Origin of the sequence: Pelomonas sp. SE-A7 (assembly GCF_030345705.1) — a bacterium.
GTDB lineage: Bacteria > Pseudomonadota > Gammaproteobacteria > Burkholderiales > Burkholderiaceae_C > JAUASW01.
In genome coordinates this window covers 299,809-324,686 of the sequence record NZ_JAUASW010000003.1, presented here as the reverse complement: position 1 = coordinate 324,686, position 24,878 = coordinate 299,809, and the positions used below count along the sequence as shown (strand labels likewise).

At 68.4% G+C, this 24,878-nt stretch carries 21 protein-coding genes and 1 riboswitch; of the genes, 11 read left to right on the top strand and 10 right to left on the bottom strand.

From position 1 onward, the window contains the following. Positions 1-20 precede the first annotated feature (20 nt). Positions 21-1,400: a YifB family Mg chelatase-like AAA ATPase gene (locus QT382_RS19435; RefSeq protein WP_502929928.1), complete on the top strand. Its 1,380-nt coding sequence runs from the start codon at positions 21-23 to the stop codon at positions 1,398-1,400. 64 nt (positions 1,401-1,464) lie between these two features. Here QT382_RS19435 and QT382_RS19430 read toward each other — a convergent pair whose 3' ends face one another. The 3 genes from QT382_RS19430 to metH all read right to left on the bottom strand — a co-directional run bounded on the left by QT382_RS19430 (position 1,465) and on the right by metH (position 7,922). Beyond that, positions 1,465-4,359, bottom strand: coding sequence for an MORN repeat-containing protein (locus QT382_RS19430; RefSeq protein WP_289255780.1), 2,895 nt, complete (start codon positions 4,357-4,359; stop codon positions 1,465-1,467). Positions 4,360-4,556: 197 nt separating this feature from the next. Then, the gene (locus QT382_RS19425) at positions 4,557-5,081 is read right to left on the bottom strand and encodes a glycine zipper 2TM domain-containing protein (protein WP_289255779.1); all 525 of its coding nucleotides are present in this window, start codon (positions 5,079-5,081) and stop codon (positions 4,557-4,559) included. A 108-nt stretch (positions 5,082-5,189) separates the two neighbouring features. Further along, on the bottom strand, positions 5,190-7,922 hold the full coding sequence (gene metH, locus QT382_RS19420; RefSeq protein ID WP_289255778.1) for a methionine synthase: 2,733 nt from the start codon (positions 7,920-7,922) through the stop codon (positions 5,190-5,192). A gap of 53 nt (positions 7,923-7,975) precedes the next feature. After that, positions 7,976-8,062, bottom strand: a riboswitch (S-adenosyl-L-homocysteine riboswitch). A 78-nt stretch (positions 8,063-8,140) separates the two neighbouring features. Here metH and QT382_RS19415 point away from each other — a divergent pair. Beyond that, positions 8,141-9,343 carry an HD-GYP domain-containing protein gene (locus QT382_RS19415; RefSeq protein WP_289255777.1) on the top strand — a complete coding sequence of 401 codons (1,203 nt, stop codon included), beginning with the start codon at positions 8,141-8,143 and terminating at the stop codon, positions 9,341-9,343. Here the strand turns inward: QT382_RS19415 and QT382_RS19410 are convergent. Continuing rightward, on the bottom strand, positions 9,340-10,401 hold the full coding sequence (locus QT382_RS19410) for a homocysteine S-methyltransferase family protein (RefSeq protein WP_289255776.1): 1,062 nt from the start codon (positions 10,399-10,401) through the stop codon (positions 9,340-9,342). The two genes, QT382_RS19415 and QT382_RS19410, sit on opposite strands and share 4 nt — an antisense overlap. Positions 10,402-10,446: 45 nt before the next feature. On the opposite strand from QT382_RS19410, the gene QT382_RS19405 reads away from it, so the two are divergent. Continuing rightward, positions 10,447-10,842 (top strand): rhodanese-like domain-containing protein, encoded by a 396-nt coding sequence (locus tag QT382_RS19405; RefSeq protein ID WP_289255775.1) that lies wholly within the window; start codon positions 10,447-10,449, stop codon positions 10,840-10,842. Here QT382_RS19405 and QT382_RS19400 read toward each other — a convergent pair. Further along, positions 10,799-11,476, bottom strand: a complete 678-nt coding sequence (locus QT382_RS19400) for a ProQ/FINO family protein (RefSeq protein ID WP_289255774.1) — start codon at positions 11,474-11,476, stop codon at positions 10,799-10,801. The two genes, QT382_RS19405 and QT382_RS19400, sit on opposite strands and share 44 nt — an antisense overlap. Positions 11,477-11,639: 163 nt before the next feature. Between QT382_RS19400 and QT382_RS19395 the strand changes: the two genes are divergently transcribed. Then, on the top strand, positions 11,640-12,485 hold the full coding sequence (locus tag QT382_RS19395; RefSeq protein WP_289255773.1) for a prohibitin family protein: 846 nt from the start codon (positions 11,640-11,642) through the stop codon (positions 12,483-12,485). Next, complete coding sequence (locus QT382_RS19390) at positions 12,482-13,297, top strand: alpha/beta hydrolase (RefSeq protein ID WP_289255772.1); 816 nt, start codon at positions 12,482-12,484, stop codon at positions 13,295-13,297. The genes QT382_RS19395 and QT382_RS19390 overlap by 4 nt, the downstream gene beginning before the upstream one ends. Here the strand turns inward: QT382_RS19390 and QT382_RS19385 are convergent. Genes QT382_RS19385 through QT382_RS19370 form a run of 4 tightly spaced genes read right to left on the bottom strand, consistent with a single transcriptional unit; the run spans position 13,291 to position 16,548 of the window. Beyond that, on the bottom strand, positions 13,291-13,944 hold the full coding sequence (locus QT382_RS19385) for an MSMEG_1061 family FMN-dependent PPOX-type flavoprotein (RefSeq protein ID WP_502929927.1): 654 nt from the start codon (positions 13,942-13,944) through the stop codon (positions 13,291-13,293). The genes QT382_RS19390 and QT382_RS19385 overlap by 7 nt on opposite strands. Beyond that, positions 13,941-14,618 (bottom strand): DUF4197 domain-containing protein, encoded by a 678-nt coding sequence (locus QT382_RS19380; protein ID WP_289255771.1) that lies wholly within the window; start codon positions 14,616-14,618, stop codon positions 13,941-13,943. The genes QT382_RS19385 and QT382_RS19380 overlap by 4 nt, the downstream gene beginning before the upstream one ends. After that, positions 14,615-15,550 (bottom strand): nucleoside hydrolase, encoded by a 936-nt coding sequence (locus QT382_RS19375; RefSeq protein ID WP_289255770.1) that lies wholly within the window; start codon positions 15,548-15,550, stop codon positions 14,615-14,617. Before QT382_RS19375 ends, QT382_RS19380 begins: the two co-directional genes overlap by 4 nt. Further along, entirely contained in the window at positions 15,547-16,548 is a 1,002-nt protein-coding gene (locus QT382_RS19370) for a fumarylacetoacetate hydrolase family protein (RefSeq protein WP_289255769.1), read from the bottom strand. Before QT382_RS19370 ends, QT382_RS19375 begins: the two co-directional genes overlap by 4 nt. A gap of 27 nt (positions 16,549-16,575) precedes the next feature. Here QT382_RS19370 and QT382_RS19365 point away from each other — a divergent pair, with 27 nt between their 5' ends. From QT382_RS19365 to QT382_RS19350, 4 genes are all read left to right on the top strand, one after another. After that, entirely contained in the window at positions 16,576-17,523 is a 948-nt protein-coding gene (locus QT382_RS19365; protein ID WP_289255768.1) for a DUF3108 domain-containing protein, read from the top strand. A 154-nt stretch (positions 17,524-17,677) separates the two neighbouring features. Next, complete coding sequence (locus QT382_RS19360) at positions 17,678-17,959, top strand: BTH_I0359 family protein (RefSeq protein ID WP_289255767.1); 282 nt, start codon at positions 17,678-17,680, stop codon at positions 17,957-17,959. Between the two features lie 116 nt (positions 17,960-18,075). After that, positions 18,076-20,376 (top strand): ATP-binding protein, encoded by a 2,301-nt coding sequence (locus QT382_RS19355; RefSeq protein ID WP_289255766.1) that lies wholly within the window; start codon positions 18,076-18,078, stop codon positions 20,374-20,376. Positions 20,377-20,443: 67 nt separating this feature from the next. Then, complete coding sequence (locus tag QT382_RS19350; RefSeq protein ID WP_289255765.1) at positions 20,444-21,199, top strand: substrate-binding periplasmic protein; 756 nt, start codon at positions 20,444-20,446, stop codon at positions 21,197-21,199. A gap of 6 nt (positions 21,200-21,205) precedes the next feature. Here the strand turns inward: QT382_RS19350 and QT382_RS19345 are convergent, their stop codons facing one another. Continuing rightward, positions 21,206-23,353, bottom strand: coding sequence for a M3 family metallopeptidase (locus tag QT382_RS19345; protein WP_289255764.1), 2,148 nt, complete (start codon positions 23,351-23,353; stop codon positions 21,206-21,208). Positions 23,354-23,438: 85 nt separating this feature from the next. Here QT382_RS19345 and QT382_RS19340 point away from each other — a divergent pair, with 85 nt between their 5' ends. Continuing rightward, positions 23,439-23,945: a retropepsin-like aspartic protease family protein gene (locus QT382_RS19340; RefSeq protein ID WP_289255763.1), complete on the top strand. Its 507-nt coding sequence runs from the start codon at positions 23,439-23,441 to the stop codon at positions 23,943-23,945. Then, positions 23,942-24,877 (top strand): TraB/GumN family protein, encoded by a 936-nt coding sequence (locus QT382_RS19335; RefSeq protein ID WP_289255762.1) that lies wholly within the window; start codon positions 23,942-23,944, stop codon positions 24,875-24,877. Before QT382_RS19340 ends, QT382_RS19335 begins: the two co-directional genes overlap by 4 nt. The last annotated feature ends 1 nt before the right edge of the window (position 24,878 follow it).

Below are 24,878 nucleotides of genomic sequence, written 5' to 3'. Positions count from 1 at the left end.
CTCTGCTTGAGCAAGGTAGAGTGAGTTCTGCTTTGTCTAGGTATCTTGTACTCTTCTCACAAATTCATAGTACTTCGACCAGTACTGTCAACCTGGCGCCAGCCGACCTGCCCAAGGAGGGCGCCCGCTTCGACCTGCCCATCGCCCTCGGCATCCTGGCGGCCAGCGAGCAGATCGACCCGGCGCGGCTCGATGGCTTCGAATGTGCCGGCGAGCTTTCATTGGCCGGCCAGCTGAGACCGGTGCGTGGGGCGCTGGCCATGGCCCTGGCGCTGCGCCGCGAGGCTTCGTCGCGCCAGCTCCTGCTGCCCGAGGACAGTGCGGCCGAGGCCACCCTGGTGGAGGGCGTGGACGTGCGCCAGGCCGGCCACTTGCTGGACCTGGTGGCCAGCCTGCTGCCGCAGTCCGAGCAAGGCCTGGAGCGAGCACGGGCCGCTGCTCGTGCGGCGCCGCCGCAGCTGCCGGACCTGCTCGACATCCGCGGCCAGGCCGGCCCCAAGCGGGCGCTCGAGATCGCCGCGGCGGGCGAGTTGAGCCTGCTGCTGATAGGCCCGCCCGGCAGTGGCAAGTCCATGCTGGCCCAGCGACTGCCAGGCCTGTTGCCGCCACTGGACGACGAGGAGGCGCTGGAGTCCGCGGCCGTGCTGAGCCTGGCTGGCTCCTTCGACAGCGGGCGCTGGGGACAGCGACCCTTTCGATCGCCTCATCACAGCTGCTCGGGCGTGGCCCTGGTCGGCGGCGGTTCGCCACCGCGGCCGGGCGAGATCTCGCTGGCCCAGCATGGCGTCCTGTTCGTCGACGAGCTGCCCGAGTTCCAGCGCCCCGCCCTTGAGGCCTTGCGCGAGCCGCTGGAGAGCGGGCGCATCCTGATCTCCCGGGCGGCGCGACAGGCCGAATTCCCGGCGCGCTTCCAACTGGTGGCGGCGATGAACCCCTGTCCCTGCGGCCATCACGGCAGCCTGGTGCAAGCCTGCCGCTGCAGCCCCGAGCAGGTGATGCGTTATCAGAACCGGCTCAGCGGCCCGCTGCTGGATCGCATCGACCTGCGCGTCGAAGTGCCGGCAGTGCCGCCGGCCGAGCTGGCGTATCCGGGCGATGGCGAGGGCAGCGCCGTGGTCGCGGCTCGGGTCGCTCAAGCTCGCCAGCTCGCCCTAGCAAGGCAGGGATGCAGCAATGCCAGGTTGGAAGCCAAGCTGCTGGACCGTCACGCCGGGCTGGGCGCCAGCGAGGCGCGCTTCCTCACCAAGGCTGCGGCCAGCCTGGGCTGGTCGGCGCGCAGCTACCACCGGGTGCTGCGCGTGGCCCGCACGATTGCCGACCTGGCTGGCAGCGAGGCAATCACAACCAGCCATGTCGCCGAGGCCGTGCAGCTGCGTCGCGGCTTTCCTACGGCGGTCTGAGTACAGTGCCGGCATGAACGAGTTCGGCCCCTTTGTTCCCGCCGTCGAACCGAAGCCCGGCGGGTCATTCGCAGACGCGTATCTCCCGGACCTCGACCCTGACCTCCTCGGCCTTGCAGGCCGGGGTCGGCGAGATTTCGACTGCGTCGCCGAAATAGCAGTCGGTCGCGAAGCCGACGAAGTTCTTGCCCACGCCGCGGCTGCCGACGACCGAGCCGGGGCACAGGGCCTCGTAGTGCAGGTCGACGCAGGCGGCCTTCTTGGGTTTGATGTCCGGGAACTTGCCGACCACGAAATACTTGCCCTTGCCGTCCGGGCAATGGCGCGCCAGCAGCTTGGCCCCACGGCCCAGCTGCAGCAGGTACTCGCCGCGGGCCTGGACTTCGTCGGCCTCGGCCTTTTCCTTGGCCAGGCGCGCCGCTTCCTGCTCGGCCTTGCGGGCGGCTTCGCGCGCAGCCCTGTCTTGGGCGGCCTTGTCGGCGGCCAGCTTGTCCTGTGCGGCGCGCTCGACAGCCAGCCTGTCCTGAGCCAGCTTCTGGCGTAGCGCTTCTTGCTCGCGCTGCTGCTGGGCGGCAAGTGCCAGCTGTTGTTGGGCCTGTGCGGACTGACTGCCGCCAGCCGTGGGTGTAGCCGACGTCTGGGTGGCACCGGCATTGGCGGCGCCTGCGGCGGCGATGCGCCGCTGGGCATCCTGAGCTTCACGGCGCTCGGCTTCTGCACGGGCCCTGGCCTGCTGCTGCTCCGCGGCCCGGCGCTGCTGTTCCTGGATCGCCTGCTGGACCTGGGCGCTCTGGTTGCGGGCGGCCTGGATGTCGGCGCCGGCGGCCTGGAGGCCCCGGCCCTGGCCGTCGCCGGCCACGTCCTGGATGAAGCCGGTGGCCATGCGTGCCTTCTCGACGGAGCTCAGGCCCGGCGCCTTGCCGATCAGGGCGGCGCCGAGCAGGCCCACGACCCACTTGCCGTTGTCCGATGAGGTGTTCTGGGCGGCCTGTTGCGCCCGCTCGGTCTGCCCCTGGGCCTGACCATTCACCCATTTGCCGGCATAGCGGTCGCCGTTGGCGTAGACCATCACGCCATAGCCTTCCTGCTCGCCCTTGAGCCAGGTGCCGTCATAGCGCTGGCCACTGGGCCAGGTGAAGACACCCTGGCCCGAGCGCAGGCCCTCCAAATAGCCGCCTTCGTAGGTCTGCCCGGTTGAATATCGCTCCCGCCCCAGGCCCGAGCGCTTGCCATCCAGGAAGCCGCCTTCGTAGCGCCTGCCATCGGCCTCGACCATCACCCCCTGGCCATTGCGTGAATCATCGGCAAACTCACCTTCGTAGCGAGCCCCGCTGGCGTAGGCGAACACGCCTCGGCCATTGAATTTGCCGTCCAGGAATTCGCCCTCGTAACGACCACCATCGGCAAAGATGTACGCACCCTTGCCGTTGTATTTGTCATTCAGGAATTCGCCTTCGTACTGGCTGCCGTTCGCCAGGACCAGCTTGCCGCGTCCGCCGTACCGATTGGCAAGCCATTCACCGTCGTAGCGCTCACCTGTAGGCCAGGTGTAGGTGCCCGTACCCGAGCGCAGGCCCTTGGCGTCGAAGCCGCCGTTGTAGGTATGGCCATTGCCAAACTTCACCAGACCGCGCAGCCGCAGATCGTCGACGAACTCGCCCTCGAAGACATCGCCATCGGCCATGACCAGCAAGCCCTTGCCATGGCGCTTGCCGTTGACGAATTCGCCTTCGTAGCGTTCGCCGCTCATGGCAACGGTCGCGCCGCGCCCGGTTCTCTTGTCGGCGGCGAATTCGGTATCGACCTCGATACGCTTGCCATCGGCCAAGGTTCGCACGCCCTTGACCGCCACATTGTTGAGGTAGCGTCCCTCGAACAGGCTGCCGTCCGGCGACTTCAGCCGGCCCTGGCCGTTGTACTTTCCTGCCGAGAACTCGCCCTCGTAGACCAGGCCGGCGGGCGTACGGTAGACGCCACGGCCTTCCTGCTGGAAGTTGCTGCTGATGCTGCCTTCATAGGATTGGCCGCCCGCGTACTGCATGCGTCCCTGCACCGGCTTGTCCTGAGCGAACAGGCCTTCGAAGCGGTCGCCGTCGGGCCAGGCCAGCGTCCCCTGGCCTTCGCGTTGGCCGGCCACGAAGTCGCCCTCGTAGCGAAGACCGTTGTTGTCCACCGTGATTCCCTTGCCGGTGGCCTTGGTCACGACCATCAGATGGTCGACCTCGATGCGCTTGCCGTTGGCCCTGTGCATGACACCCTTGCTAGGCTGGCCTTCGAAGAACTGACCTTCGAAGCGTCTGCCGTCGGCCGTGACCAAGGTGCCGGTGCCGTGTTGGCGGCCGGCTTCCCAGTCGCCTTCGTAGCGCTGGCCGCTGGGCCAGGTGTAGACGCCCTTGCCGCTGGACCGGCCATTCTGGAACCCGCCGACATAGCGATAGCCGTCCGCCGTGGTGGTGCTGCCCTGGCCATGGAGCTGACCGTTCACGAACTCGCCCTCAAAGCGGTCACCGCCAAAGCTGATCAGCACGCCGGGCCCGCTGCGGCGCCCGCTGAGCATGCTGATGTCGACCTCGAAACGCTTGCCGTTGGCCAGGCTGCGCTGGCCTTTCTCGGGTACATCGCTGACGAACTGGCCTTCGAAGCGCGAGCCGTCGGCCTCGGTCTGCACGCCGCGGCCATGGCGCCTGCCATCCTTGAAGTCGCCGTCATAGACCACGCCGCCGGGGTAGCTCATGCGCCCCATGCTGATCTCGTTGTTCAGGAACACGCCCTCGAAGCGCTTGCCGTCGGGCCAGGTCAGCACGCCGCGGCCGTTGCGCTTGCCCTGCAGATGGCCGCCTTCGTAGCGCATGCCGGAGTCCCAGACATAGACGCCGGTGCCGGCCGCCTTGTCTACGGACAGCCAGCGGTCCGCGGCCTGGACGCTGGCCGCTGCCAGCAGTGAAACGACTGCACCCACCAGGGGGCCGAGACGAAAAGAGCACGGGCTGCGACGGCGGGCGCGATCGGTCATGGGCAGAGCCTAGTCGGGTTCTGGACCGGCGATGTTCCCATGGGCGCGTCAGCACGCCCCCCCATTCAGTCGAGGAGGCGTCCCCAGAATCTGGTAGCGATGGTCGCTACTCGCACAGCCTGAGCAGCCGCGCCTGATGAGCCTTAGCGGCGCACCAGCAGGCCATCGCGCAGCTCCACGCTGTCGCCGACCTGCAGGTTGGGATTGCTGGCCTGCTCGTGGTTGCGCAGGTGGCCCTGGCCGTCGTCCAGCTTGACGATCCAGACCTTGCGGGCGTTGCGGTCCTTCTCGATCTCGTTGCCGGCATAGCCGCCGGCCATGGCACCACCGACGGTGGCGATCTTCTTGCCGTTGCCGCCGCCGATCTGGTTGCCTATCAGGGCGCCGACGACCGCGCCGCCCACGGCACCCACGCCGCTGCCCTTGCCGGCGCGCTCCTCGGTGTGGACCGAGGCCACCTGCCAGCAGCCCTTGCACAGGATGGGCTTGCTGTCGGCCTTGGCCAGGGTCTGGCCCGACTTGGGTGTCGTGGCCTCGACGGCCTCACGGCCGGCCTCGGCACCGTCCTTGCCGTTGTTCATCTTGCCGAGCGCAAAGGCGCCTCCCAGAAGGCAGGCGGCGATGGCGGTGGCGGCGATGGTCTGGCTGGCGTTGAGCGGGAACTTCATGGGCATTCAAGGAAAGCAATCGACATGCGAAAGCTTGGCATCGCCAAGCCGACGATTCCAGATATCGCCTTGTTGAAATGCAAGCGGATGTGAATGTCGGGGCCGCAATCAGCCCAGCAAGGGAGCGAGCGCCCGTTGGGCGGCTCTTTCGTCCAGCGCCATGCGGGCCGCCCAGTCATGCAACTGGTCCTCGCCAATCCTGCCCACGTTGAAATAGCGGGCCTCGGGATGGGAAAGATAGAAGCCCGAGACGCTGGCGGCCGGCGTCATCGCCATGGCATCGGTCAGGCCCATGCCGATGTCTTCCGGCGCCAGCACGCGGAACAGCTCGCGCTTGACCAGGTGGTCGGGGCAGGCCGGGTAGCCCGGCGCCGGGCGGATGCCGCGGTAGCTTTCGGCGATCAGTTCTTCGTTGGACAGCGACTCGTCGGCCGCATAGGCCCAGAACTCGGTGCGCACCCGCTGGTGCAAGCGCTCGGCCAGGGCCTCGGCCAGGCGGTCGGCCAGGGCCTTGAGCATGATGGCCGAGTAATCGTCGTGGTCGGCCAGGAACTGGGCTTCCTTCTTGTCGCAGCCGATGCCGGCGGTGACCGCGAACAGGCCGATGTAGTCCGGCACCGATCCCTTGGGCGCGATGTAGTCCGCGAGGCAGCGGTTGGGCCTCTGCTCGCCATCGACGATCGGGCGCTCCGACTGCATGCGCAGGCCGCGCCAGGTCATCAAGACCTGGCTGCGCGACTCGTCGCTGTAGATTTCGATGTCGTCGTCGTTGACCTGGGCCGCCGGGTAGAGGCCGAACACTGCATTGGCGGTCAGCCAGCGGCCTTCGATCAGGCGCTGCAGCATGCGCTTGCCGTCGCTGAACACGCGCTGGGCCTCGTGGCCCACGACCTCGTCCTTGAGGATGGCGGGGAAGGGACCGGCCAGGTCCCAAGTCTGGAAGAACGGACCCCAGTCAATGCAGTCGGCCAGCTCGGCCAGGTCGTAGTTGCGGAAGATGCGGCGGCCCGTGAATTGGGGCGCCGGCGGCGCGTAGGCGGCCCAGTCCAGCGCCTGCTTGTTGGCGCGGGCCTGGGCCAGGGTCACCAGCGGCGTCTGCTTCTTGTTGGCATGCAGCTCGCGGACCTTGTCGTAGTCGGCCTTGAGCTCGTCGATGAAGCGCGTGGCGCGCTCGTCGGACAGCAGGTCCGAGCAGACGCCCACCGAGCGCGAGGCATCCGGCACGTAGACCACCGGGCCTTCGTAGTGCGGCGAGATCTTGACCGCCGTGTGCACGCGGCTGGTGGTGGCGCCGCCAATCAGCAGCGGAATCTTCTTCACGCGGAAGTAGTCGTCGCGCTGCATCTCGGCCGCCACATGCTGCATCTCCTCGAGGCTGGGCGTGATCAGGCCCGACAGGCCGATGATGTCGGCGCCCTCGACCTTGGCCTTGGCCAGGATGTCCTGGCAGGGGACCATCACCCCCATGTTGACCACCTCGTAGTTGTTGCACTGCAGGACCACGGTGACGATGTTCTTGCCTATGTCGTGCACGTCGCCCTTGACGGTGGCGATGACGATCTTGCCCTTGGGCTTGACGTCGCCACCGGCTGCGGCCAGCTGGCGCTTCTCTTCCTCGATGTAGGGCACCAGGTGGGCCACGGCGGCCTTCATCACGCGGGCGCTCTTGACCACCTGGGGCAGGAACATCTTGCCCTGGCCGAACAGGTCGCCCACGATGTTCATGCCGGCCATCAGCGGGCCTTCGATCACGTGCAGCGGCCGGCCACCGCTGGCCGAGATGGCCTGCCAGCATTCCTCGGTGTCTTCCACGATGAAGTCCGTGATGCCGTGCACCAGCGCATGCGAGAGCCGCTCGTTGACGTTGCCGGCGCGCCAGGCCAGCCGCGCCGAGTCGTCCTTGGCGCGCCCTTGGGCCGCTGCCGCCACCTCGATCAGGCGCTCGCCGGCATCCTTGCGGCGGTTCAGCACCACGTCCTCCACCCGCTCGCGCAGCTCGGGCTCCAGGTCGTCGTAGACGCCCACCATGCCGGCGTTGACGATGCCCATGTCCATGCCGGCCTGGATCGCGTGGTACAGGAAGACCGTGTGGATGGCCTCGCGCACCGGGTCGTTGCCGCGGAAGCTGAAAGAGACGTTGGAGACGCCGCCCGAGACCTTGGCGCCGGGCAGGTTCTGCTTGATCCAGCGCGTGGCCTCGATGAAGTCGACCGCGTAGTTGTCGTGCTCCTCGATGCCGGTGGCGATGGCGAAGATGTTGGGGTCGAAGATGATGTCTTCGGGGTCGAAGCCGACCTCGTCCACCAGCACGTGGTAGGCCCGCTGGCAGATCTCGATCTTGCGCTGGAAGGTGTCGGCCTGGCCCACTTCGTCGAAGGCCATCACCACGGCAGCGGCGCCGTAGCGGCGCACCAGCTTGGCCTGGCGCTTGAACTCGTCCGCGCCTTCCTTCAGCGAGATCGAGTTGACGATGCCCTTGCCCTGGATGCAGCGGAGCCCGGCCTCGATCACCTCCCACTTGGAGGAGTCGATCATGATGGGCACGCGGGCGATCTCCGGCTCGGAGGCGATCAGGTTCAGGAAGCGCACCATGGCCGCCTTGCTGTCCAGCATGGCCTCGTCCATGTTGATGTCGATCACCTGGGCGCCGTTCTCGACCTGCTGGCGGGCGACGGCCAGGGCCTGCTCGAACTGGCCGGCCAGGATCATGCGGGCGAAGGCCTTGGAGCCGGTGACGTTGGTGCGCTCGCCGATGTTGACGAACAGGCTGCCCTCGCCGATGGAGACCGGCTCCAGGCCGGACAGCTTCATGGCGGGAGGATGGGCGGGGATGGAACTCATGGCGGCCTCGACGTCAGGGCGGGCCGCGCACTCACCGCGGCCCTGGGATCAGGGGTCGGTGAGCGTCGTTGTGGGAACTTGTCCAAGCCTGGCGAGCTGCCTCCCTAGGGAAGCCCCTCGTCGCAACGCTCCTCGGACCGTGCGGGATTTTACGCTGAGGGCTTCAGCCGGCGGCCGGCTCGGCCGACAATCCGGGCAGCAGAGCTTCTAACCCCACCGTGGACCTGATTCCGCTGCCCCCTCATTCGCTGCATATCGGACAGGTGCTGGGCTTCTCGATCCGGGATGCCCGCGGCAAGCTGCTGTTCGCCTCCGGCCAGGTGCTGCCCAACACGCCGCAGGTCCATGCGCTGATCCAGCGCGGCGCCTTCGTGCTGGCCCACGAGACCAAGGAATACCAGAAGGCCCTGGCCCACAAGGTCGACACCATGATGCACCAGGGTGCCACCCTGGGCTCCATCGCCGACGCCAAGGCCGACTACCGGCCGGAGTCGCTGCTCAAGAAGCACAGCATCCGCTTCGCCGACCAGGCGGCCTGGACCGACCTGCTGCTGCATGTGCACACCCTGCTGCGCGAGCCCAGGGCCGAGGACTTCCTGCCGCGCTTCGAGCAATACCTGCAGGAGGTGATGACCCGGGTCCAGCAGAACGCCGACGCGATGCTGATGATGCTGGTCTACGACGCCAGCCACGACTACCAGCAGTACAGCGCCAAGCATGGCCTGCTGTGCCTGCTGGTGGCCGAACTCTGCGCCCGCCAGCTGGGCTGGAGCGAGGAGTGGCGGGTCTCGCTGATACGCGCGGCCCTCAGCATGAACATCGCGATCAGCGAGCTGCAGGACCGGCTCTGCGCCCGCGACGAGGAGCTCAGTGACAGCCAGCGCGCCGAGATCCGCCAGCGCATCGACCACGCGCCGCAGCTGCTGCGCGAGCTGGGCGTGAAGGACGAGTTGTGGCTGCAGATCCTGATGCTGCGACAGGAAGCCGGACCAGGCCCGATGGCCGGCCGCGGTCCGGCCGAGCAGATGGCGCGCCTGCTGCGGCGGGTCAACATCTTCGCGGCCCGGCTGTCGCCACGGCGCTCGCGCAAGGCCATGTCGGCCACGGCCGCCGCGCGGGCCGCCTACCTGGACGAACTGGGCCAGCCCGACGAGGCCGGGGCCGCCCTGATCAAGGCCGTGGGCCTGTATCCGCCGGGCAGCCTGGTGCGCCTGGCCAACAGCGAGCATTGCGTGGTGCTCAAGCGAGGCCACAGCGCGAACGAACCATTGGTGGCGGCCTTGATAGGCAAGAGCGGCAATCCGCTGTCCGAGCCCGTGCCGCGCGACACCCGCTTGGCCGCCCAGGCCGTGGCCGCCAGCCTGGCCCCGCATGAGCTGCGGGTGCTGGTCAATATGGAGAAGGTGCTCCGCCTTTATTAGGCGGCTTCGACGAGCTGGCTGAAGAACTTCTGGCCGCTGAGCCGCGGCTGGTACTTCGAGACCTGACCGGCGATGGCCGCGATATGGGCCGGCGTCGTGCCGCAGCAGCCGCCGGCGATGTTGAGGAAGCCGCTGCGCGCGAACTCCTCCATCAGGCGGCCGGTGACGTCGGGCGTCTCGTCGAAGCCGGTGTCGCTCATCGGGTTGGGCAGGCCGGCGTTCGGATAGCAGCTGACCGCCGTGGCGCCGGCCACCTTGGCCAGCTCCTCGATGTAGGGACGCATCAGCGTGGCACCCAGTGCGCAGTTCAGGCCTATGGCCAGCGGCTTGGCATGGCGCACCGAATGCCAGAAGGCGGTCACGGTCTGGCCCGAGAGGATGCGGCCCGAGGCATCGGTCACCGTGCCCGAGATGATCACCGGCAGGCGCTCGCCGGTGTCGTCCATCAGCTCGTCCAGCGCGAAGATCGCCGCCTTGGCGTTCAGCGTGTCGAAGATGGTCTCGACCAGGAACAGGTCGACCCCGCCCTCCAGCAGGCCCTTGGCCTGCTCGTAGTAGGCCGCGCGCAGCGTCTCGAAGTCGATGTTGCGGGCGCCGGGGTCGTTGACGTCGGGGCTGATCGAGGCGGTGCGCGGCGTCGGGCCCAGGGCGCCGGCGGCGAAGCGGGGCTTGTCCGGCGTCGAGTACTTGTCGCAGGCCGCGCGGGCCAGCCTGGCGGCGGCCACGTTCATCTCGTAGGCATGCTCGCCCAGCGCATAGTCTTCCTGGGCGACCGAGGTGGTGCCGAAGGTGTTGGTCTCGATGATGTCGGCGCCGGCTGCCAGGTATTGCTCGTGGATCTCGGTGATCACCTCGGGCTTGGTCAGCACCAGCAGGTCGTTGTTGCCCTTGAGATCCTTGCCATGCTCGGCGAAGCGCGCGCCGCGGTAATCGGCCTCCTGCAGCTTGTAGCGCTGGATCATCGTGCCCATGGCGCCGTCGAGGATGGCGATCCGATGTTGCAGAATGTCCGGCAGCTGGGCGCCGCGCGTGTAGCGGGTGGAGGCGTCGATGTTCATGGCCGCATTGTAGGAAGGCCGCCAATTCCCCATGAAGCAGTCGCTATGAAGCACCTCAGCCCCAAGGAGACCCAGGCCTATCTGCAGCAGCGGCCCGAGGCCCTGTTCCTGGACATCCGCATGGAGCTGGAATACCTCTATGTGGGCCATCCGCCCGGGGTCGTTCACGTGGCCTGGTACGAATACCCCGAGATGCAGGCCGACGAGGCGGGCTTCGTGGCCCAGGTGCGGCGCGAGGCCGAGGATCAGCTGAACCGGCCGGTGGTGCTGATCTGCCGCTCAGGCCAGCGCACGGTCAAGGCCGGCGAGGCCCTGGAGGCCGCCGGCTTCACCGAGGTGGTCAATGTGCTGCACGGCTTCGAGGGCGACCTCGATGCCAACTTCCAGCGCGGTCGCCTCAACGGCTGGCGTTTCGACGGCCTGCCTTGGGAGCAGATGTAGGCGCTCCACCGGGCTTGCGATCACCGTCGCGGCGCGGCGGACGCGCATCGCGGCGCGGTGCGTCGCTGCGCTGCTCGGGCTGGGCCGGCCGCTCGGCGGCTTCCTTTTTGGCCAGTTCCAGCAGGCCGGGCAGCTCGGCCGGGTCTATGCCCTTGAGGGTGCAGAAATTGGCTTCGGACAGCTTGTTGCGCTGGTAGTCGCGCAGCAGCTGGGCGCGGTTGAAGCGCTGCTGTTCGGCCAGGGCTTCGCGCTCGTTCTGCATTTCGCGGCGGCGCTTGACCTCGGCCTTGGCGGCCTGGCGGTGCTCGTCCGACAGCTCCTCGACCGGATTGCCGTCCAGGTCATGGCGGTGCGTGGCCTTGGACAGGCCGATCAGGTAGCCGGTGCTGCCGGTATGGCGGCGCAGGAAGGCCGACAGCTGGGCCTTCGTGAACTTGCCCGGCGCCCGCTCCTGGATGTCGGCCTGGATGCGCAGCTTCAGCGGCTTCTGCATGCCGGTGAACAGGGCCGGGAACAGGGCCTTGAGCTGGGCGGCCACCTCGGTCGGGCTCAGCGAGGCTTCGGCGCTGGCGCCTTGCTTCGGCTGAGCCTCCTCGTTCTCGGGGGCCGCGGGCGTGGGGGTGGTCTCGGTCATGGATGCAAGCGGCGCTCAGCGCCTGGCGGATCGGGAAAGGGGCGTATTGTCGTGCACTCTATTCATGTCGTTCCAGCGTGCGTTCATCGCGGCGACCCGGATTCGCCCCGATGGCATCGCTACGCTGCCGGCTCCTCCAGACAAGAAAGGGAATGAGGACATCATGTTCAACAGTGCTTCTTCGTCGTCGTCACGCCTGGGCGCCCTGCCCAAATTCGCGCTCGGCACCGTCGCGGTGATCGTGCTGATCAGCCTGATCAATCCGGTGCGGGTGGTGCAGTCGGGCACCCGGGGGGTGATCACCACCTTCGGCAAGGTCGATCCGGAGCCGCTGGGCGAGGGCCTGCACTTCGTGATCCCCATGGTCAACCGGGTCCACATGATCGACGTGCGCCTGCAGAAGAACGAGGGCAAGGGCGTGGCCGCCTCGCGCGACCTGCAGCAGGTCAGCGTCTCGGCGGCATTGAACTGGCGCCTCGACCCGGCCCTGGTAGCCCAGACCTACCAGAGCATAGGCAACGAGCATGCGGTGGCGGTGCGGGTCATCGAGCCCGCCGCCCAGGAATCGACCAAGGCCATCGCCGCCCAGTACACGGCCGAGGAGCTGGTGACCAAGCGCACCGAGGTCAGCACCAAGATCCGCGATGCGCTGGAGCAGCGGCTCAAGCGCCATGGCGTGATCGTCGATTCGCTGGCCGCGGTCAACTACGACTTCTCGGCCGTGTTCGACAAGGCCATCGAGGCCAAGGTCGAGGCCGAGCAGAAGAAGCTCACGGCCGAGCGCGACCTGGAGCGCATCAAGGTCGAGGCCGAGCAGGCCCTGGCCAAGGCGCGCGGCGAGGCCGAGTCGCTGAAGGCCAAGCGCCTTGAGATCACGCCGGAGCTCTTGCGCCTGAAGCAGCTGGAGAACGAGGCCGATGCGATCAAGAAATGGGATGGCCGCCTGCCGCAGTACACCGGCGCCGGCACGCCCTTCATCCAGATGAACAGTGGCGCGGGCAAGCAGTGATGTTGGGCTGGCGGCTGGCGGCGATCCTCTGGCTGGCGGCCTTGCCGGCAGCGCAGGCCGCGGGCTGCGGCGAGCCGCGCAGCCTGCCGGTCCGTGGCGCCAGCCTTGCGTACTCGGTCGCGGCGCCCAGCCGCGAGCCGGCCGTCACCCTGGTCCTGCTGGCCGGTGGCAGCGGGCATCTGAAGCTGGATGGCCAGGGCTGCGCCACGGCGCTGAAGGGCAACTCCCTGGTCCGGGCCCAGCCTCTCCTGCGCGAGCTGGGCTTCGGCACCGTGCTGGTCGATGCGCCTTCAGACCAGCAGTCGGGCGAGGACGGTCTCGCCGGCTTTCGCACCGATCCGCGCCACGCGGCCGACCTGGGCCAGCTGATAGCCAGCCTGCGCCAGGCCCATGGAGGCGCCGTCTGGCTGCTGGGCACCAGCCGCGGCACGATCTCGGCCGCCAATGCGGCGTCGCGCCTGCAGGGGCCGGCCGCGCCGGACGGTCTGGTGCTGAGTTCCATCGTCAGCGTCGGCACGGCCCTGGGCCGCAAGGGCTGGACCTCGCAATCGGTCTTTGACCTGGACCTGTCCACCATCCGTCAGCCGGTGCTGCTGCTGGGCCATGCCGACGATGCCTGCCTGCGCTCGCCGCCGGGACAGATGGAAGAGGTGCTGCGCCGCCTGGGGGCCCAGCGCAAGCAGGCGCAGCGGATCACCGGCGGTCCTGGCGCCAGCGGCGATGCCTGCGAAGGCCGCTCGCCGCATGGCTTCTTCGGCCAGGACGCCGAGATGGTCGAGGCGATTCGCCGCTTCGTGCAGTCAGCTCAATAGAGCGTGGCCTGCTGCCGGGCCGGCAGCGCCTCGTCGTAGGCGGCCCCGTCGAAACCGGCACTGAGCCCGGCCAGCACCGAGCCGGTCGAGGGCAGGCTGCTGCGCTCGATCTGCGCCGCCGGGTCCCACAGGCCCGAGCGCTTGACGGCGCGGGCGCATTGGAAGAACACCTTGTCCACCTCGACCACCAGCACCGAGCGGGGCAGCTTGTCGCCATCGACGGCGAAGCGCTGCAGCAGGGCTGGCGCAGCGCTGATGCGGGCCCGGCCCATCACGCGGATGGCCTCGCCTATGCCGGGGATCAGGAACAGCAAGGCCACCTGCGGTTCGTGGACGATGTTGCGCAGGCTGTCAATGCGGTTGTTGCCGCGCCGGTCCGGCATCAGCAGGGTGCGGCCTTCATCGACCACCTCGACCAGCTGGCCGCGGGCATCGCCGCGCGGCGATGTGTCCAGCCGGCCGTCGGCCGCCTGCGTGGCCAGCACGCAGAAAGTGGCGGCGTCGATGAAGGGTCGGTACAGCGGATGGACGTGGTCGCATTCCTTGTCCAGCGTGGCCGGAGCGTCCGGTGCCGGGTAGGTGCGGCGCAGCGCCGACACGCTGTCCAGGTCGTGCTCACGGTTGGTCCAGGCCAGGGCTTCGCTCAAGGCTTGCCCCCGAACACCTTCTTCAAGAGGGCGCTGCCCGTGCCTATCGGGTCCTGGCGGATCTTCTTTTCTTCCTCGCCGATCATCAGGAACAGGCCGTCCAGGGCCCTGCCGGTGACGTACTGTTGGATATTGGCATCGTCGCCCTTGAGCAGGCCCAGGCCCGCGGCCTTGCCGGCCACGGCGTTGTACTTGTCGGCCAGGGCCACCTTCTCGGTGGCGCGCGTGACGATGGGCAGGAACTGATCGTGCAGCGGCGCCCGGGTCTTGCCGGCGAAGAACTCGGTGACCGCCTTGTCGTTGCCGCCGCGGACCAGCTTGAGCGCGTCCTCGACGCTGATGTCCTTGACCGCCTTGACCAGCAGCGGCTTGGCCGCCGGCACGGCCGCCTCGGCGGCGCGGTTCATGGCCAGCAGCAGGTCCTCGACCTTCTGGCCCTGGCCCGTGGCCTTGAGCAGCTTGACCGCGCTCTTGAGCTTGTCGGGCAGCTCGATGCGCACCAGCGGGTTGGCGAAGAAGCCGTCATTCTTGCCCAGCAGCGAAACGGCCGACGAGGCGCCGCGCTCCAGCGCCGCGCGAATGCCGCTGGCGGCATCGGTCTCGCTCAGCTGGGCATGGGCGGTGGGCAGCCACAGGGCCGGACCGGCCGCCAGGATCAGGTGTCTACGCTTCATGGCAATCTCCCCAGTCTCTCGGTGATCAGCTTGAAGTAGCCGTCGGCATCGACGCCGCCCAGCACCCACGCATTCTGCGGCCGCGGCGTGACGCCCCACCAGTCGACCACACTCATGCCCAGGGTCAGCTCGCTGTGGGTCTCGATCTCGACATTGCAGGAGCGGCCCGTGAACAGCTCGGGCTTCAGCAGCCAGGCGATCACGCAGGGGTCGTGCAGCGGGCCGCCTTCCTGGCCGTACTTCTGTTCGTCGAAGCGCTCGAAGAACTCCATCCAGCGGGCGGCCACCTCGCCGACCCGGTTGCCCAGACCGCGCAGGGCGGCGATGCGCGGCCGGGTGGTCAGGGCCTGGTGGGTTACGTCCAGCGGCGCCATGGTGATAGGGATGCCCGAGGCGAACACGGCGGCCGCGGCCTGCGGGTCCACATAGAAGTTGAATTCGGCGGCCGGCGTGATGTTGCCGCCCTCGAAGTAGCCACCGCCCATCAGCACGATCTGCTCGATGCGCTTGGCGATGCGCGGCTCGCGTTCCAGCGCCAGCGCGATATTGGTCAGCGGCCCCAGGGCGCAGGCGGTGACGCCCTCGCGCTGCATCAGCGTCTCGACGATGAAGTCGACCGCATGGCCCTCGCGCAGCGGCATGGTCGGCTCAGGCAATTCGATGCCGTCGAGGCCGCTCTTGCCGTGGACGAACTCGGCCGTCACCAGCTCGCGCTGCAAGGGCTTGGCTGCGCCGGCATAGACCGGGATGTCGCTGCGATTCGCCAGCTCGCAAATGATGCGGGCGTTCCGGCTGGTCAGCGCCAGCGGCACGTTGCCGGCCACGCAGGTCAGGCCCAGCAACTCCAGCTCCGGGCTGGCCAGGGCCAGCAGGATGGCGATGGCGTCATCCTGGCCGGGGTCGGTGTCGATCAATATCGGCCTTGGCTTCATTTCGCAACTTCATCGTGCAGCGGAAGAACATCCTGCTCGATCGCCCCGAACAGGCTCTGCCCGTCCTTGCCCTTCATCTCTATGCGCACCGTGTCGCCGAACTTCATGAACTCGGTCTTGGCTTCGCCGTTGTTCTCGATCATCTCGATGGCGCGCTTCTCGGCGATGCAGCTGTAGCCCTTGGCCCAGTCCTTGTTGGAGACCGTGCCCGAACCGACGATGGAGCCGGCCCGCACATTGCGCGTCTTGGCGATGTGGGCGATCAGCTGGCCGAAATGGAACGTCATCTCCGGCCCGGCTTCGCATTGGCCGACCTTGCGACCGTTCCACATGGTCTGGAGTGTCAGATGGAGGCGGCCCTTCTTCCAGGCGTCGCCCAGCTCGTCGGGCGTCACGGCCACCGGGCTGAACGCTGTGGCCGGCTTGCTCTGGAAGAAGCCGAAGCCCTTGGCCAGCTCATTGGGAATGAGGTTGCGCAGGCTCCAGTCATTGGCCAGCATCACGAGGCGTATGCCTTCCAGCGCCTCGTCCGCGCCGGTGCCCATGGGCAGGTCGCCGGTGATGACGGCGATCTCGGCCTCGAAGTCGATGCCCATGGCCTCTGAGACGAAACGGGCGCCCTGGCAGGGGCCGAGGAAGTCGTCGCTGCCGCCCTGGTACATCAAGGGGTCGGTGTAGAAGCTCTCCGGCACCTCGGCGCCGCGGGCCTTGCGCACCAGTTCCACATGGTTGATGTAGGCCGAGCCATCGGCCCACTGATAGGCCCGGGGCAGCGGCGCCATGCAACGCTGCGGCTCGAATGGGAAGGCGTGGCGGGCCTTGCCGTGGTTCAGGGTCTGGCTCAGGTCCTCCAGCTGTGGCGCGACGAAGTTCCAGTCGTCCAGCAGCTGCTGCATCCGCGTGGCCACGCCGCTGGCGTAATGGGCCTGGCTGAGGTCGCGCGAGACGACGACCAGCTGGCCGTCCCGCGATCCGTCGTTGTAGGTAGCAAGTTTCATGGGTGGGTTGGAGGCGTCCTGGGCGCGATGTCTACCATTGTCCACATGCCGCGCGTGCTTTCGTTGACCCTCGCTCCCACGCCGCCCCGCCGCTGGCTGATGGCGCTGGCGGCCGCCCTGGCCTTGCATGGGCTGCTGGGTTGGAGCCTGCTGCGGACGCGGCCCCTGCCGCTGAGCGTCGCCGAGCCGGGGCGCCTCCAGGTCGCCAGCGTGCGCCTGGCCGCGCCTCCGGCCGTGCAGAGCGAGGACAAGCCGGCTCCGGCGCCCGGTCCGATCACCCGCCCGAACGCCCCTCCAGCCGCCGAGCCGGTGCTGGCCGCACCCACCCCACGCCCGGCCGAGGGCTTCAGCTGGCGGTACCAGCTGCTGCAGGGCGGCAAGCAGGGCTCGGCCCGGCTCAGCTGGCAGCCGCTGGAGGCCGGCTACGAGCTGGTGCTGGAGCGCGAACTGGAGGGCCGGGCCTTGCCGGCCTGGCGCAGTCTCGGCGAGCTGGATGCCTCGGGCGGCCTGGCGCCGCGGCGCTTCGCCCAGCGGCTGAGGGAGCGCGACCGCCAGGCCACCAACTTCCGCCGTGACGAGGGCCTGGTCAGCTTCTCGGCCAGTCCGGCGCTGCGGCCGCTGCTGCCCGGCAGCCAGGACCGCATCAGCTGGTGGTTGCAGCTGGCCGCCCTGGTCGATGCCGAACCGCGCCGCTACGCCGCCGGCACCGAGCTGCTGATGCCGGTGGCCGGCCTGCGCGGCGAGCTGCCGAACTGGCGCTTCGTGGTGCGCGGCGCCGAGCGGCTGGAGCTGCCGGCCGGCGTGGTCGAGGGCGCGCTGCACCTGGAGCGCGACCCGCTCGGCAGCTGGGACGGCCGTATCGAGGTCTGGCTGGACCCGGCCCGTCACCACCTGCCGGTGCGGGTCCGCCACAGCGTTGGCGAGGTGGTGCGCTGGGAGCTGCTGCTGTCCCAGCCGCTTCATGCAATCGAATGAAGCCCGCCCGGCCAGTCGTGAACTTGTGCCGCATCTGCCACAGGCCGGTCACAGGGATTCCCCCGAAATGCGGGACTTTATAGGAGTATTTGCCCCAGGCGCCCCTTGAATGCGCTTAGTCTGGATCCAGCTACCGGCCCAAAGGAGTTTTCACATGCACATGCTTTACAACTCCCCCAGCTACATCGTGGTCCAGTTCGAAGTGCCGGTCGATGCGGGCGCCCCCGAGGACGCCTCGCACTGCCTGAGCCGCGGCGGCTTCGAGATCGTCGACAAGTTCGCCCGCCGCGAGATCTTCATCGAGGGCGCCATGGCCCAGCAGTTCCAGGAAGGCGTCGAAGCCCTGATCGGCGACGGCGAGCCCTCCGAGGATGAACTCGACGACTTCATCGAGCGCTACGCCAACATGGGGCAGCAGCCGGTCGTGATGCACTGAACGACCGAACAGACAGGGGCCCCGCGGGGCCCCTTGTTCTTGGCGCCGGGCTGCGCCAAGATCGGTCCACGCCGCCCCGTCCAGGTGCGGCGCAGGTCACGAGCGAGGAGTCGCCCATGGTCAAGCGTCTGGCAGAGCAGCAGCGTGTGCTGCCTTCGCCCGGGCTGAACGCAGCCCCGGTGCTGGACCGCATGTGCTCGCATTTCGTGCTGACCCTGACGGTCAAGCATGCCGGCCGCTTCAATCTGCGCCGCGACTTCAATGGTTTGCTGTCCTTCACCGGCCGCCACCTGGTCTGGCCGGTGCGCGTGCTGGCGCGGCTGCGCGAGTTCCTCGGTCGGCGGGTGCAGGGCAACGAGCTGTGGACCGGCCACTCGGCGCTCGACGACGCGGCCTTCCTGGATCGCTACGGCGTGTGGAGCGGCCCCTTCGCCGAGGCCACGCTGTTCTTCTATCTGGACGAATACGTCAAGGACGCGCCCAAGGACGTGCTGGCCGTGCTGGCCACCACCTGCGACTACCTGGACCGCCAGCTCAAGCGCGAGCACACCCTGGTCGAGAAGAACATCGCTGCGCTGGGCAATCTCCTGCAGCTCAATCCGGCCGAGCGCGCCCTGTTGCTGTACGGCACGCTGGCCCGCTATCAGCGCGAGCTGCGTGGCGCCCTGGTCGAGTTCAAGGTCAACAACGCCCAGGAAGCCTTTGCCGCGATCGCGGCCGTGGCCGGCGTGGACGAGCGCGAGGTGGCCGAGGCCCTGCGCGCCGGTTCGCGGCTGGAGCGCATAGGCATGGTCGAGAACCTGATCTCGGAGCACAACATCACCGACCTGGCCGACCTGATGAAGGTCAGCGACCAATTGCCGCCGGTGCTGATGCGCGAGTACCAGGGCCCGCATGACCTGATGGCCGTGTTCACGCGGCCGGTGGTCAAGAGCACGCTATGCGGCAGCGACTTCCAGTTCGTGGCCGACGACCTGCAGGTGCTGGGCACGCTCTTGCGCCAGGCGGTCGAGCGGCGCGAGCCCGGCGTCAACGTGCTGCTCTATGGGCCACCAGGAACGGGCAAGACCGAGCTGGCCAAGGTGGCGGCGCAGGAGGCGGGCCTGGATCTCTACGAGGTCGAGTACGCCGACCGCGACGGCAATTCGCTGACCGGCCGCGACCGCTACCGCTCCTTGCAGATCAGCCAGCAGTTCCTCAAGGCCAGCGAGAACGTGGCCCTGCTGTTCGACGAGGTCGAGGACGTGTTCCCGCCGCTGTCCACCGACACCATGCAGCTGATGGCCCGGCTCGACTCGGCGCTGGAGGCGCCGCATTCGGCCTCGGTCAGCGGCAAGGCCTGGGTCAACCAGATCCTGGAGACCAACCCGGTGCCGGTGGTCTGGATCACCAACCGCATCGAGCAGATCGACCCGGCCTTCCGTCGCCGCTTCCAGTACCACCTGGAGCTGAAATCACCGCCGCCCGGCGCCCGCCTGGGCCTGGTGCAGCGGGCCCTGGCCGAGGTGCCGGTGGCCGAGGGCTTTGCCGAGCGCCTGGCCGAGCGGCGTGCGCTGACGCCGGCCCAGATCCGCACCGCGGTGCGCTTCGCCCAGCTGGCCGGCGACGGCAGCAATGCCGAGGCGCTGATAGAGCGGCAGCTGCTGAACGCAGACAAGGCCCTGGGCGCGGCCGGCGGCGAGCGCAAGGCCCGGCCGGCCAGCACGCAGTACGAGCTGGACCTCCTCAACTGCGAATCGCGCTTCGAGATTCCGCGCATCGTCGAGGCCCTGCGCCGCCGGGGCCGCGGCAACCTCTGCTTCTACGGCCCGCCGGGCAGCGGCAAGACGGCGCTCGGCGAGCACATCGCCCGCGAGCTGCATCGGCCGCTGATGGTGAGGCTGGCCAGCGACCTGGTCAGCAAGTTCGTCGGCGAGACCGAGCAGAACATGGCCCGCATGTTCGAGGCCGCCAACCACGAAGGCGCCGTGCTGCTGCTGGACGAAGCCGACAGCTTCCTGCGCAGCCGCCGCATGGCCGAGCGCAACTACGAGGTGTCCGAAGTCAACGAGATGCTGGCCGGCATGGAGCGCTTCGACGGGCTCTTCATCTGCACCACCAATCTTTTCGACGAGCTGGACGAGGCGGCGCTGCGCCGCTTCGCCTTCAAGATCCGCTTCCATCCGCTGAAGGCCACGCAGCGCGAGCGCATGTTCGCGCGCGAGGCCCTGGGTGGGGAGGGCGCGCCGCTTTCGGGCGAGCAGCGCGAGCGCCTTGCGGCACTCGACCAACTGACCCATGGCGACTTCGCTGCGGTCAGCGAGCAGGTGGCCATCCTCGGTGAGCAGTTCACACCGGATGAGTACCTGGCGCAGCTGGAAGCCGAGCACCGGGTCAAGCCAGAGGTCCGGCAGCGGCGCAGCATGGGATTCCGCTGAACCGATGGCAGGCGCACCGGGTCGCAGCGCAAGAGCTGGAACATGGCTGTTGGGCCTCATGGGCCTGATGGCGCTGCAAGCCGCCGGTGCGACCGAACCTTGGCCGGAGCTGCAGAAGAAGCCGGTGGCGCTGGTGGCCAACGACTGGTGTCCGCAGCACTGCGAAGCCAGCAAGACGGAGCCCGGCTACATCGTCGACATCGTGACCCAGGCCCTGCAATCGCAGGGCGTGCCGTTCAGCCTGCGCTACTTTCCCTGGCCTCGCGCCATGCGCATGGTCGAACGCGGCGAGGCCGATGGCCTGCTGACGCCAACCGTTCCCGGCTTTCCGCAGTACCTTTTCCACGCCCAGGCCGTGGGCTACCAGCAGTATTGCTTCTATGCCGACAAGGCCAGCCCATGGCGCTACAGCAAGCCCGAGGACCTGCAGAACCGCCACATCGCGATGCTGGCGGATTCCGGCCTCGGGGCGGTGGACGACTACATCCGGACTCACCGCTCGTCGGTCACCGTCACCCAGATCACGGCACCGCACGACTTCGCCAAGCAGCTGTTCCGCTTCCTGGGCATGAAGCGCGCCGATGCGGTCGTCCTGACCACTGACGTCTTCGACTACGGCCAGAGCCGGGGCGACATAGGCCCGAACTTCCGGGCCGTGGGTTGCCTGGACACCGAGAAGCTGGCGGTAGGCCTGACCAGGCGGGACGAACAGCGGTCCCGCCTGATAGGCAAGGCCCTGGACCAGGGCATCAGCCGGCTGCGCGAGAGCGGGCAGCTGGCCAAGGTCCTGGCCCGCTACGGCTTGAAGGACTGGAAGCCCTAGTAGGGCTCAGTTCTTGCCTGGCACCAGGCCGCGCTTCTCCAGCAGCGGCTCGATCCTGGGTGCGTGGCCGGTCAGCTTGTTGAACAGCACCATCGCATCCTCAGAGCCGCCGCGCGAGAGCAGCGTGGCGCGGAACTTGTCGCCGTTCTCGCGCTTCAGGCCGCCGTTGGCGTGAAACCAGGCCACGGTGTTGGCGTCCAGCACCTCGCTCCAGATGTAGGCGTAGTAGCCGGCCGAGTAGCCGCCCATGATGTGGCTGAAGTAGGGCGTGCGGTAGCGCGGCGGCACCGGCGCGAAGTCGACGCCGACGTCCTTCAGCGCCTTGGCTTCGAAGGCCATCACCTGGTCGGCGGCAGGCACGTCGGCGGCCTTCAGCTGGTGCCAGCGCTGGTCCAGCAGCGAGGCGGCCAGGTACTCGGTCGTGGCAAAGCCCTGGTTGAACTTCTTGGCCGCGGCCATCTTGTCCAGCAGCGCCTTGGGCATGGGCTCGCCGGTCTTGTGGTGCTTGGCGTAGTTGGCCAGCACGCTGGGCCAGGTGGCCCACATTTCGTTGACCTGCGAGGGGTATTCGACGAAGTCGCGCGGCACGCTGGTGCCGGCAAAGCTGGGGAACATCACGTTCGAGAACATGCCGTGGATGGCGTGTCCGAACTCATGGAACAGCGTGGTCACCTCGTCCCAGGTCAGCAGCGTCGGCTGGCCGGCGGCCGGCGGCGGAATGTTCAGGTGGTTGGCCACAACCGGCAGCGTGCCCTGCAGCTTGTTCTGCTGCACATAGGCATTCATCCAGGCACCGCCGCGCTTGCTGGGGCGCGAGTACATGTCGGCGATGAAGATCGCCAGCTGCGAACCATCGGCGTTGTAGACGTCGTAGACGGTCACGCTGGGGTGGTAGACCGGCAGGTCGCTGCGCTGCTTGAACTTCAGGCCGTAGAGCTGGCCGGCGGCGTAGAACACGCCGTTCTCCAGCACGTGCTTCAGCTCCAGATAGGGCTTGAGCTGCGACTCGTCGAAGCCGTACTTGGCGGCGCGCAGCTTCTCGCTGTACAGGCTCCAGTCCCAGGCCTCGAGCTTGAACGTCGGCTGCTGCTTGGCGGCCTGCTCCTTGTCGATGATGGCTTGCAGCTCGGCGGCTTCGCGCTTGGCCGAGGCCACGGCGGCGGGGGCCAGCTTGGCCAGCATTTCGTTCACGGCCTGCGGGGTCTTGGCGGTTTCCACCTGCAGCACGAAGTCCGCATGCGTGGCATAGCCCAGCAGTGCGGCGCGCTCGGCACGCAAGGTGGCGACGCGCGACACGATGGCGGTGTTGTCGTACTGGTTGCCACGGCTGCCACGAGCCACCGAGGCCTTGAACAGGCGCTCGCGCAGGCCGCGGTCGGTCAGCTGGTTCAGGTAGGGCTGGCCCGTGGTGTTCAGCAGGGCGATGACGTACTTGCCCTCCAGGTTGCGGGCCTTGGCGGCGGCGGCGGCGCCGGCGATCTGGTCGGGGCTCAAACCGTCGAGCTGCTCGGCCTTGTCGACGACCAGGGCCGAGTCGTTCACCTCGGCCAGCACGTTCTGGTTGAAGCGGGTCGAGAGCTGGGCCATCTCGGCATTGATGGCCTTGATGCGGGTCTTCTGTGCCTCGTCCAGCAGCGCGCCGGCGCGGACGAAGTTGCGCTGGTAGCGCTCGATCAGGCGCACCGACTCGGTGTCCAGGCCGAGCTTGTCGCGCTGGGCGTGCAGCGACTGGATGCGGGCGAACAGCTTGGCGTTCAGCGAGATCGCATCGCTGTGGGCGGCGAGCTTGGTGGCGTACTCGGCCTGCAGCTTCTGGCGCGCCGGGTTGGTGTCGGCGCCCAGCAGCGAGAACAGCACGGTGCTGGCGCGGCTGAGCGTCCTGCCGCTGCGTTCCATAGCGACGATGGTGTTCTCGAAGCTGGCGGCCGCCGGGTTGTTGGCGATCGCCTCCACCTCGACCAGCTGCTCGGCCATGCCGGCGTCCAGGGCTGGGCCGAAATGGGCGTCCTGGATCTTGTCGAAGGCCGGGTACTGCAGCGGCAGCGTGCTGGGCTTGAGCAGCGGGTTGCCGACGGCATCGGCGGCCGGTTGGGCCAGCGTCAGCGAGGCCGCGGCCAGGGTGGCCGACGCGGCGAGCGCGCGGGAAATCCTCATGGGATGCTCCAGAAAGAAGAAGACGAAAACGAAGCGCGGAGGCTAACCGATCCGCCAAGGCCCCAATCCATGGCATGGTTGAGGCATGACGAACCGAGCGCAAGGCGGCAACCGGGAGCTGCCGCACACCTTCAAGCTGGTCACCATCTGGCTGCTGGTCACGGTGGTGGTGTTCCTGGGCTTCAAGGCCTGGGAGCGCGACCAGCGCAGCAGCCGTTTCCGGGTCGAGACCGGCGGCGAAATCGTGCTCAGACGCGGTGCGGACGGGCATTTCCATTGGCCCGGCAAGCTGGGCAACGTCGAGGTCGAGTTCATGGTCGATACCGGGGCCACTTCGACCGCCCTGCCCGAAGCCCTGGCCCGGCGGGCCGGCCTGCAAGCGCTGGGCGAGGTCCGCTCCAACACGGCGGGCGGCCTCAGTACCGGCTGGCTGGCGCGGGCCGACCTGCAGCTGCAGGGCGGCGTCGAGGCGCAAAGGCTGCCGGTCACCGTGCTCCCCAATCTCGATGCGCCGCTGCTCGGCATGGACATGCTCTCGCGCATGCAGATGCAGATGAACGGCAACGAGCTGCGCCTGAAAGGACCCCGATGAGGCGCCTCGCTGCCCTGTTTGCCGGCCTGCTGTTCTGGGCCGGCGTCGCCGCAGCGCAGGACTGCCCCAGTGTTCCCCTGCCCGGCAGCGCCCAGCTCAAGAAGCTGGAGGCCGAGGCCACCGACCGCGGCATGCTCTGGCGCATCCGCCGCGACGGCCACGAGTCCTACCTGTACGGCAGCATCCACATCGGCCGCCCGGCCTGGCTGTTCCCGGGCCCGGCGCTGCGCGAGGCCTGGGCCCGCACCGAGGTGCTGGCCCTGGAGCTGGATCCGTTCGATCCGCAGACGCTGCAGGCGCTGCGCTCGCTGCCCGACCTGGCCCTGGACCTGCGCAACGAGCGCCGGCTGCAGGCCCAGATCCAGGCGGCCTGCCTGACCGAACAGCAGCTCGCCGGCCTGCACCCCCTGCTGAAGCTGGCGACGCTGGCCAGCCTGTCCGGCCGCGGCGACGGGCTGGATCCGGGCTATTCCCAGGAGATGGCCCTGCTGGGCCGTGCCCGCGGCGAGGGGCGCGCCGTCCATGCGCTGGAATCGGCCGCCGAGCAGATGGCGGCCCTGGTTCCGGCCGACGAGGCCACGGCCAGGCGCGAGCTGGCCCTGGGCCTGGATCAGCTGGAGAAGGGTCGGGTACGGCCGCTGCTGCTGGGCCTGGCCGAGGCCTGGGAGCGTGGCGACCTGGCGGCCCTGACGCGGCTGGAGCCGCCCTGCCGCTGCGCGGACGACGAGGTCGAGAAGCTCCAGCTGCAGCGCCTCAACGAAGGCCGCAACGACGCCCTGGCCCGGCGCATTGCCGAGCTGCATGCCTCGGGCAAGCGCGCCTTCGTGGCCGTGGGCGCACTGCACATGAGCGGGTCCAAGGCGCTGCCTGATTTGCTCCGGCAGCAGGGTTTCGAGGTCGAGGCCCTGCTGCCCAAGCCGCGCCAGCCGTAAT

Bases quoted from the DNA above. Each gene is read 5' to 3' on its own strand.
- QT382_RS19395 (WP_289255773.1), top strand. From the start codon at position 11,640: ATGTTCAACAGTGCTTCTTCGTCGTCGTCACGCCTGGGCGCCCTGCCC.
- QT382_RS19400 (WP_289255774.1), bottom strand. From the start codon at position 11,476: ATGACCGAGACCACCCCCACGCCCGCGGCCCCCGAGAACGAGGAGGCT.
- QT382_RS19375 (WP_289255770.1), bottom strand. From the start codon at position 15,550: ATGAAGCCAAGGCCGATATTGATCGACACCGACCCCGGCCAGGATGAC.
- QT382_RS19340 (WP_289255763.1), top strand. From the start codon at position 23,439: ATGACGAACCGAGCGCAAGGCGGCAACCGGGAGCTGCCGCACACCTTC.
- metH (WP_289255778.1), bottom strand. From the start codon at position 7,922: ATGAGTTCCATCCCCGCCCATCCTCCCGCCATGAAGCTGTCCGGCCTG.
- QT382_RS19370 (WP_289255769.1), bottom strand. From the start codon at position 16,548: ATGAAACTTGCTACCTACAACGACGGATCGCGGGACGGCCAGCTGGTC.
- QT382_RS19365 (WP_289255768.1), top strand. From the start codon at position 16,576: ATGTCTACCATTGTCCACATGCCGCGCGTGCTTTCGTTGACCCTCGCT.
- QT382_RS19380 (WP_289255771.1), bottom strand. From the start codon at position 14,618: ATGAAGCGTAGACACCTGATCCTGGCGGCCGGTCCGGCCCTGTGGCTG.
- QT382_RS19405 (WP_289255775.1), top strand. From the start codon at position 10,447: ATGAAGCACCTCAGCCCCAAGGAGACCCAGGCCTATCTGCAGCAGCGG.
- QT382_RS19425 (WP_289255779.1), bottom strand. From the start codon at position 5,081: ATGAAGTTCCCGCTCAACGCCAGCCAGACCATCGCCGCCACCGCCATC.
- QT382_RS19345 (WP_289255764.1), bottom strand. From the start codon at position 23,353: ATGAGGATTTCCCGCGCGCTCGCCGCGTCGGCCACCCTGGCCGCGGCC.
- QT382_RS19410 (WP_289255776.1), bottom strand. From the start codon at position 10,401: ATGAACATCGACGCCTCCACCCGCTACACGCGCGGCGCCCAGCTGCCG.
- QT382_RS19335 (WP_289255762.1), top strand. From the start codon at position 23,942: ATGAGGCGCCTCGCTGCCCTGTTTGCCGGCCTGCTGTTCTGGGCCGGC.
- QT382_RS19360 (WP_289255767.1), top strand. From the start codon at position 17,678: ATGCACATGCTTTACAACTCCCCCAGCTACATCGTGGTCCAGTTCGAA.
- QT382_RS19350 (WP_289255765.1), top strand. From the start codon at position 20,444: ATGGCGCTGCAAGCCGCCGGTGCGACCGAACCTTGGCCGGAGCTGCAG.
- QT382_RS19355 (WP_289255766.1), top strand. From the start codon at position 18,076: ATGGTCAAGCGTCTGGCAGAGCAGCAGCGTGTGCTGCCTTCGCCCGGG.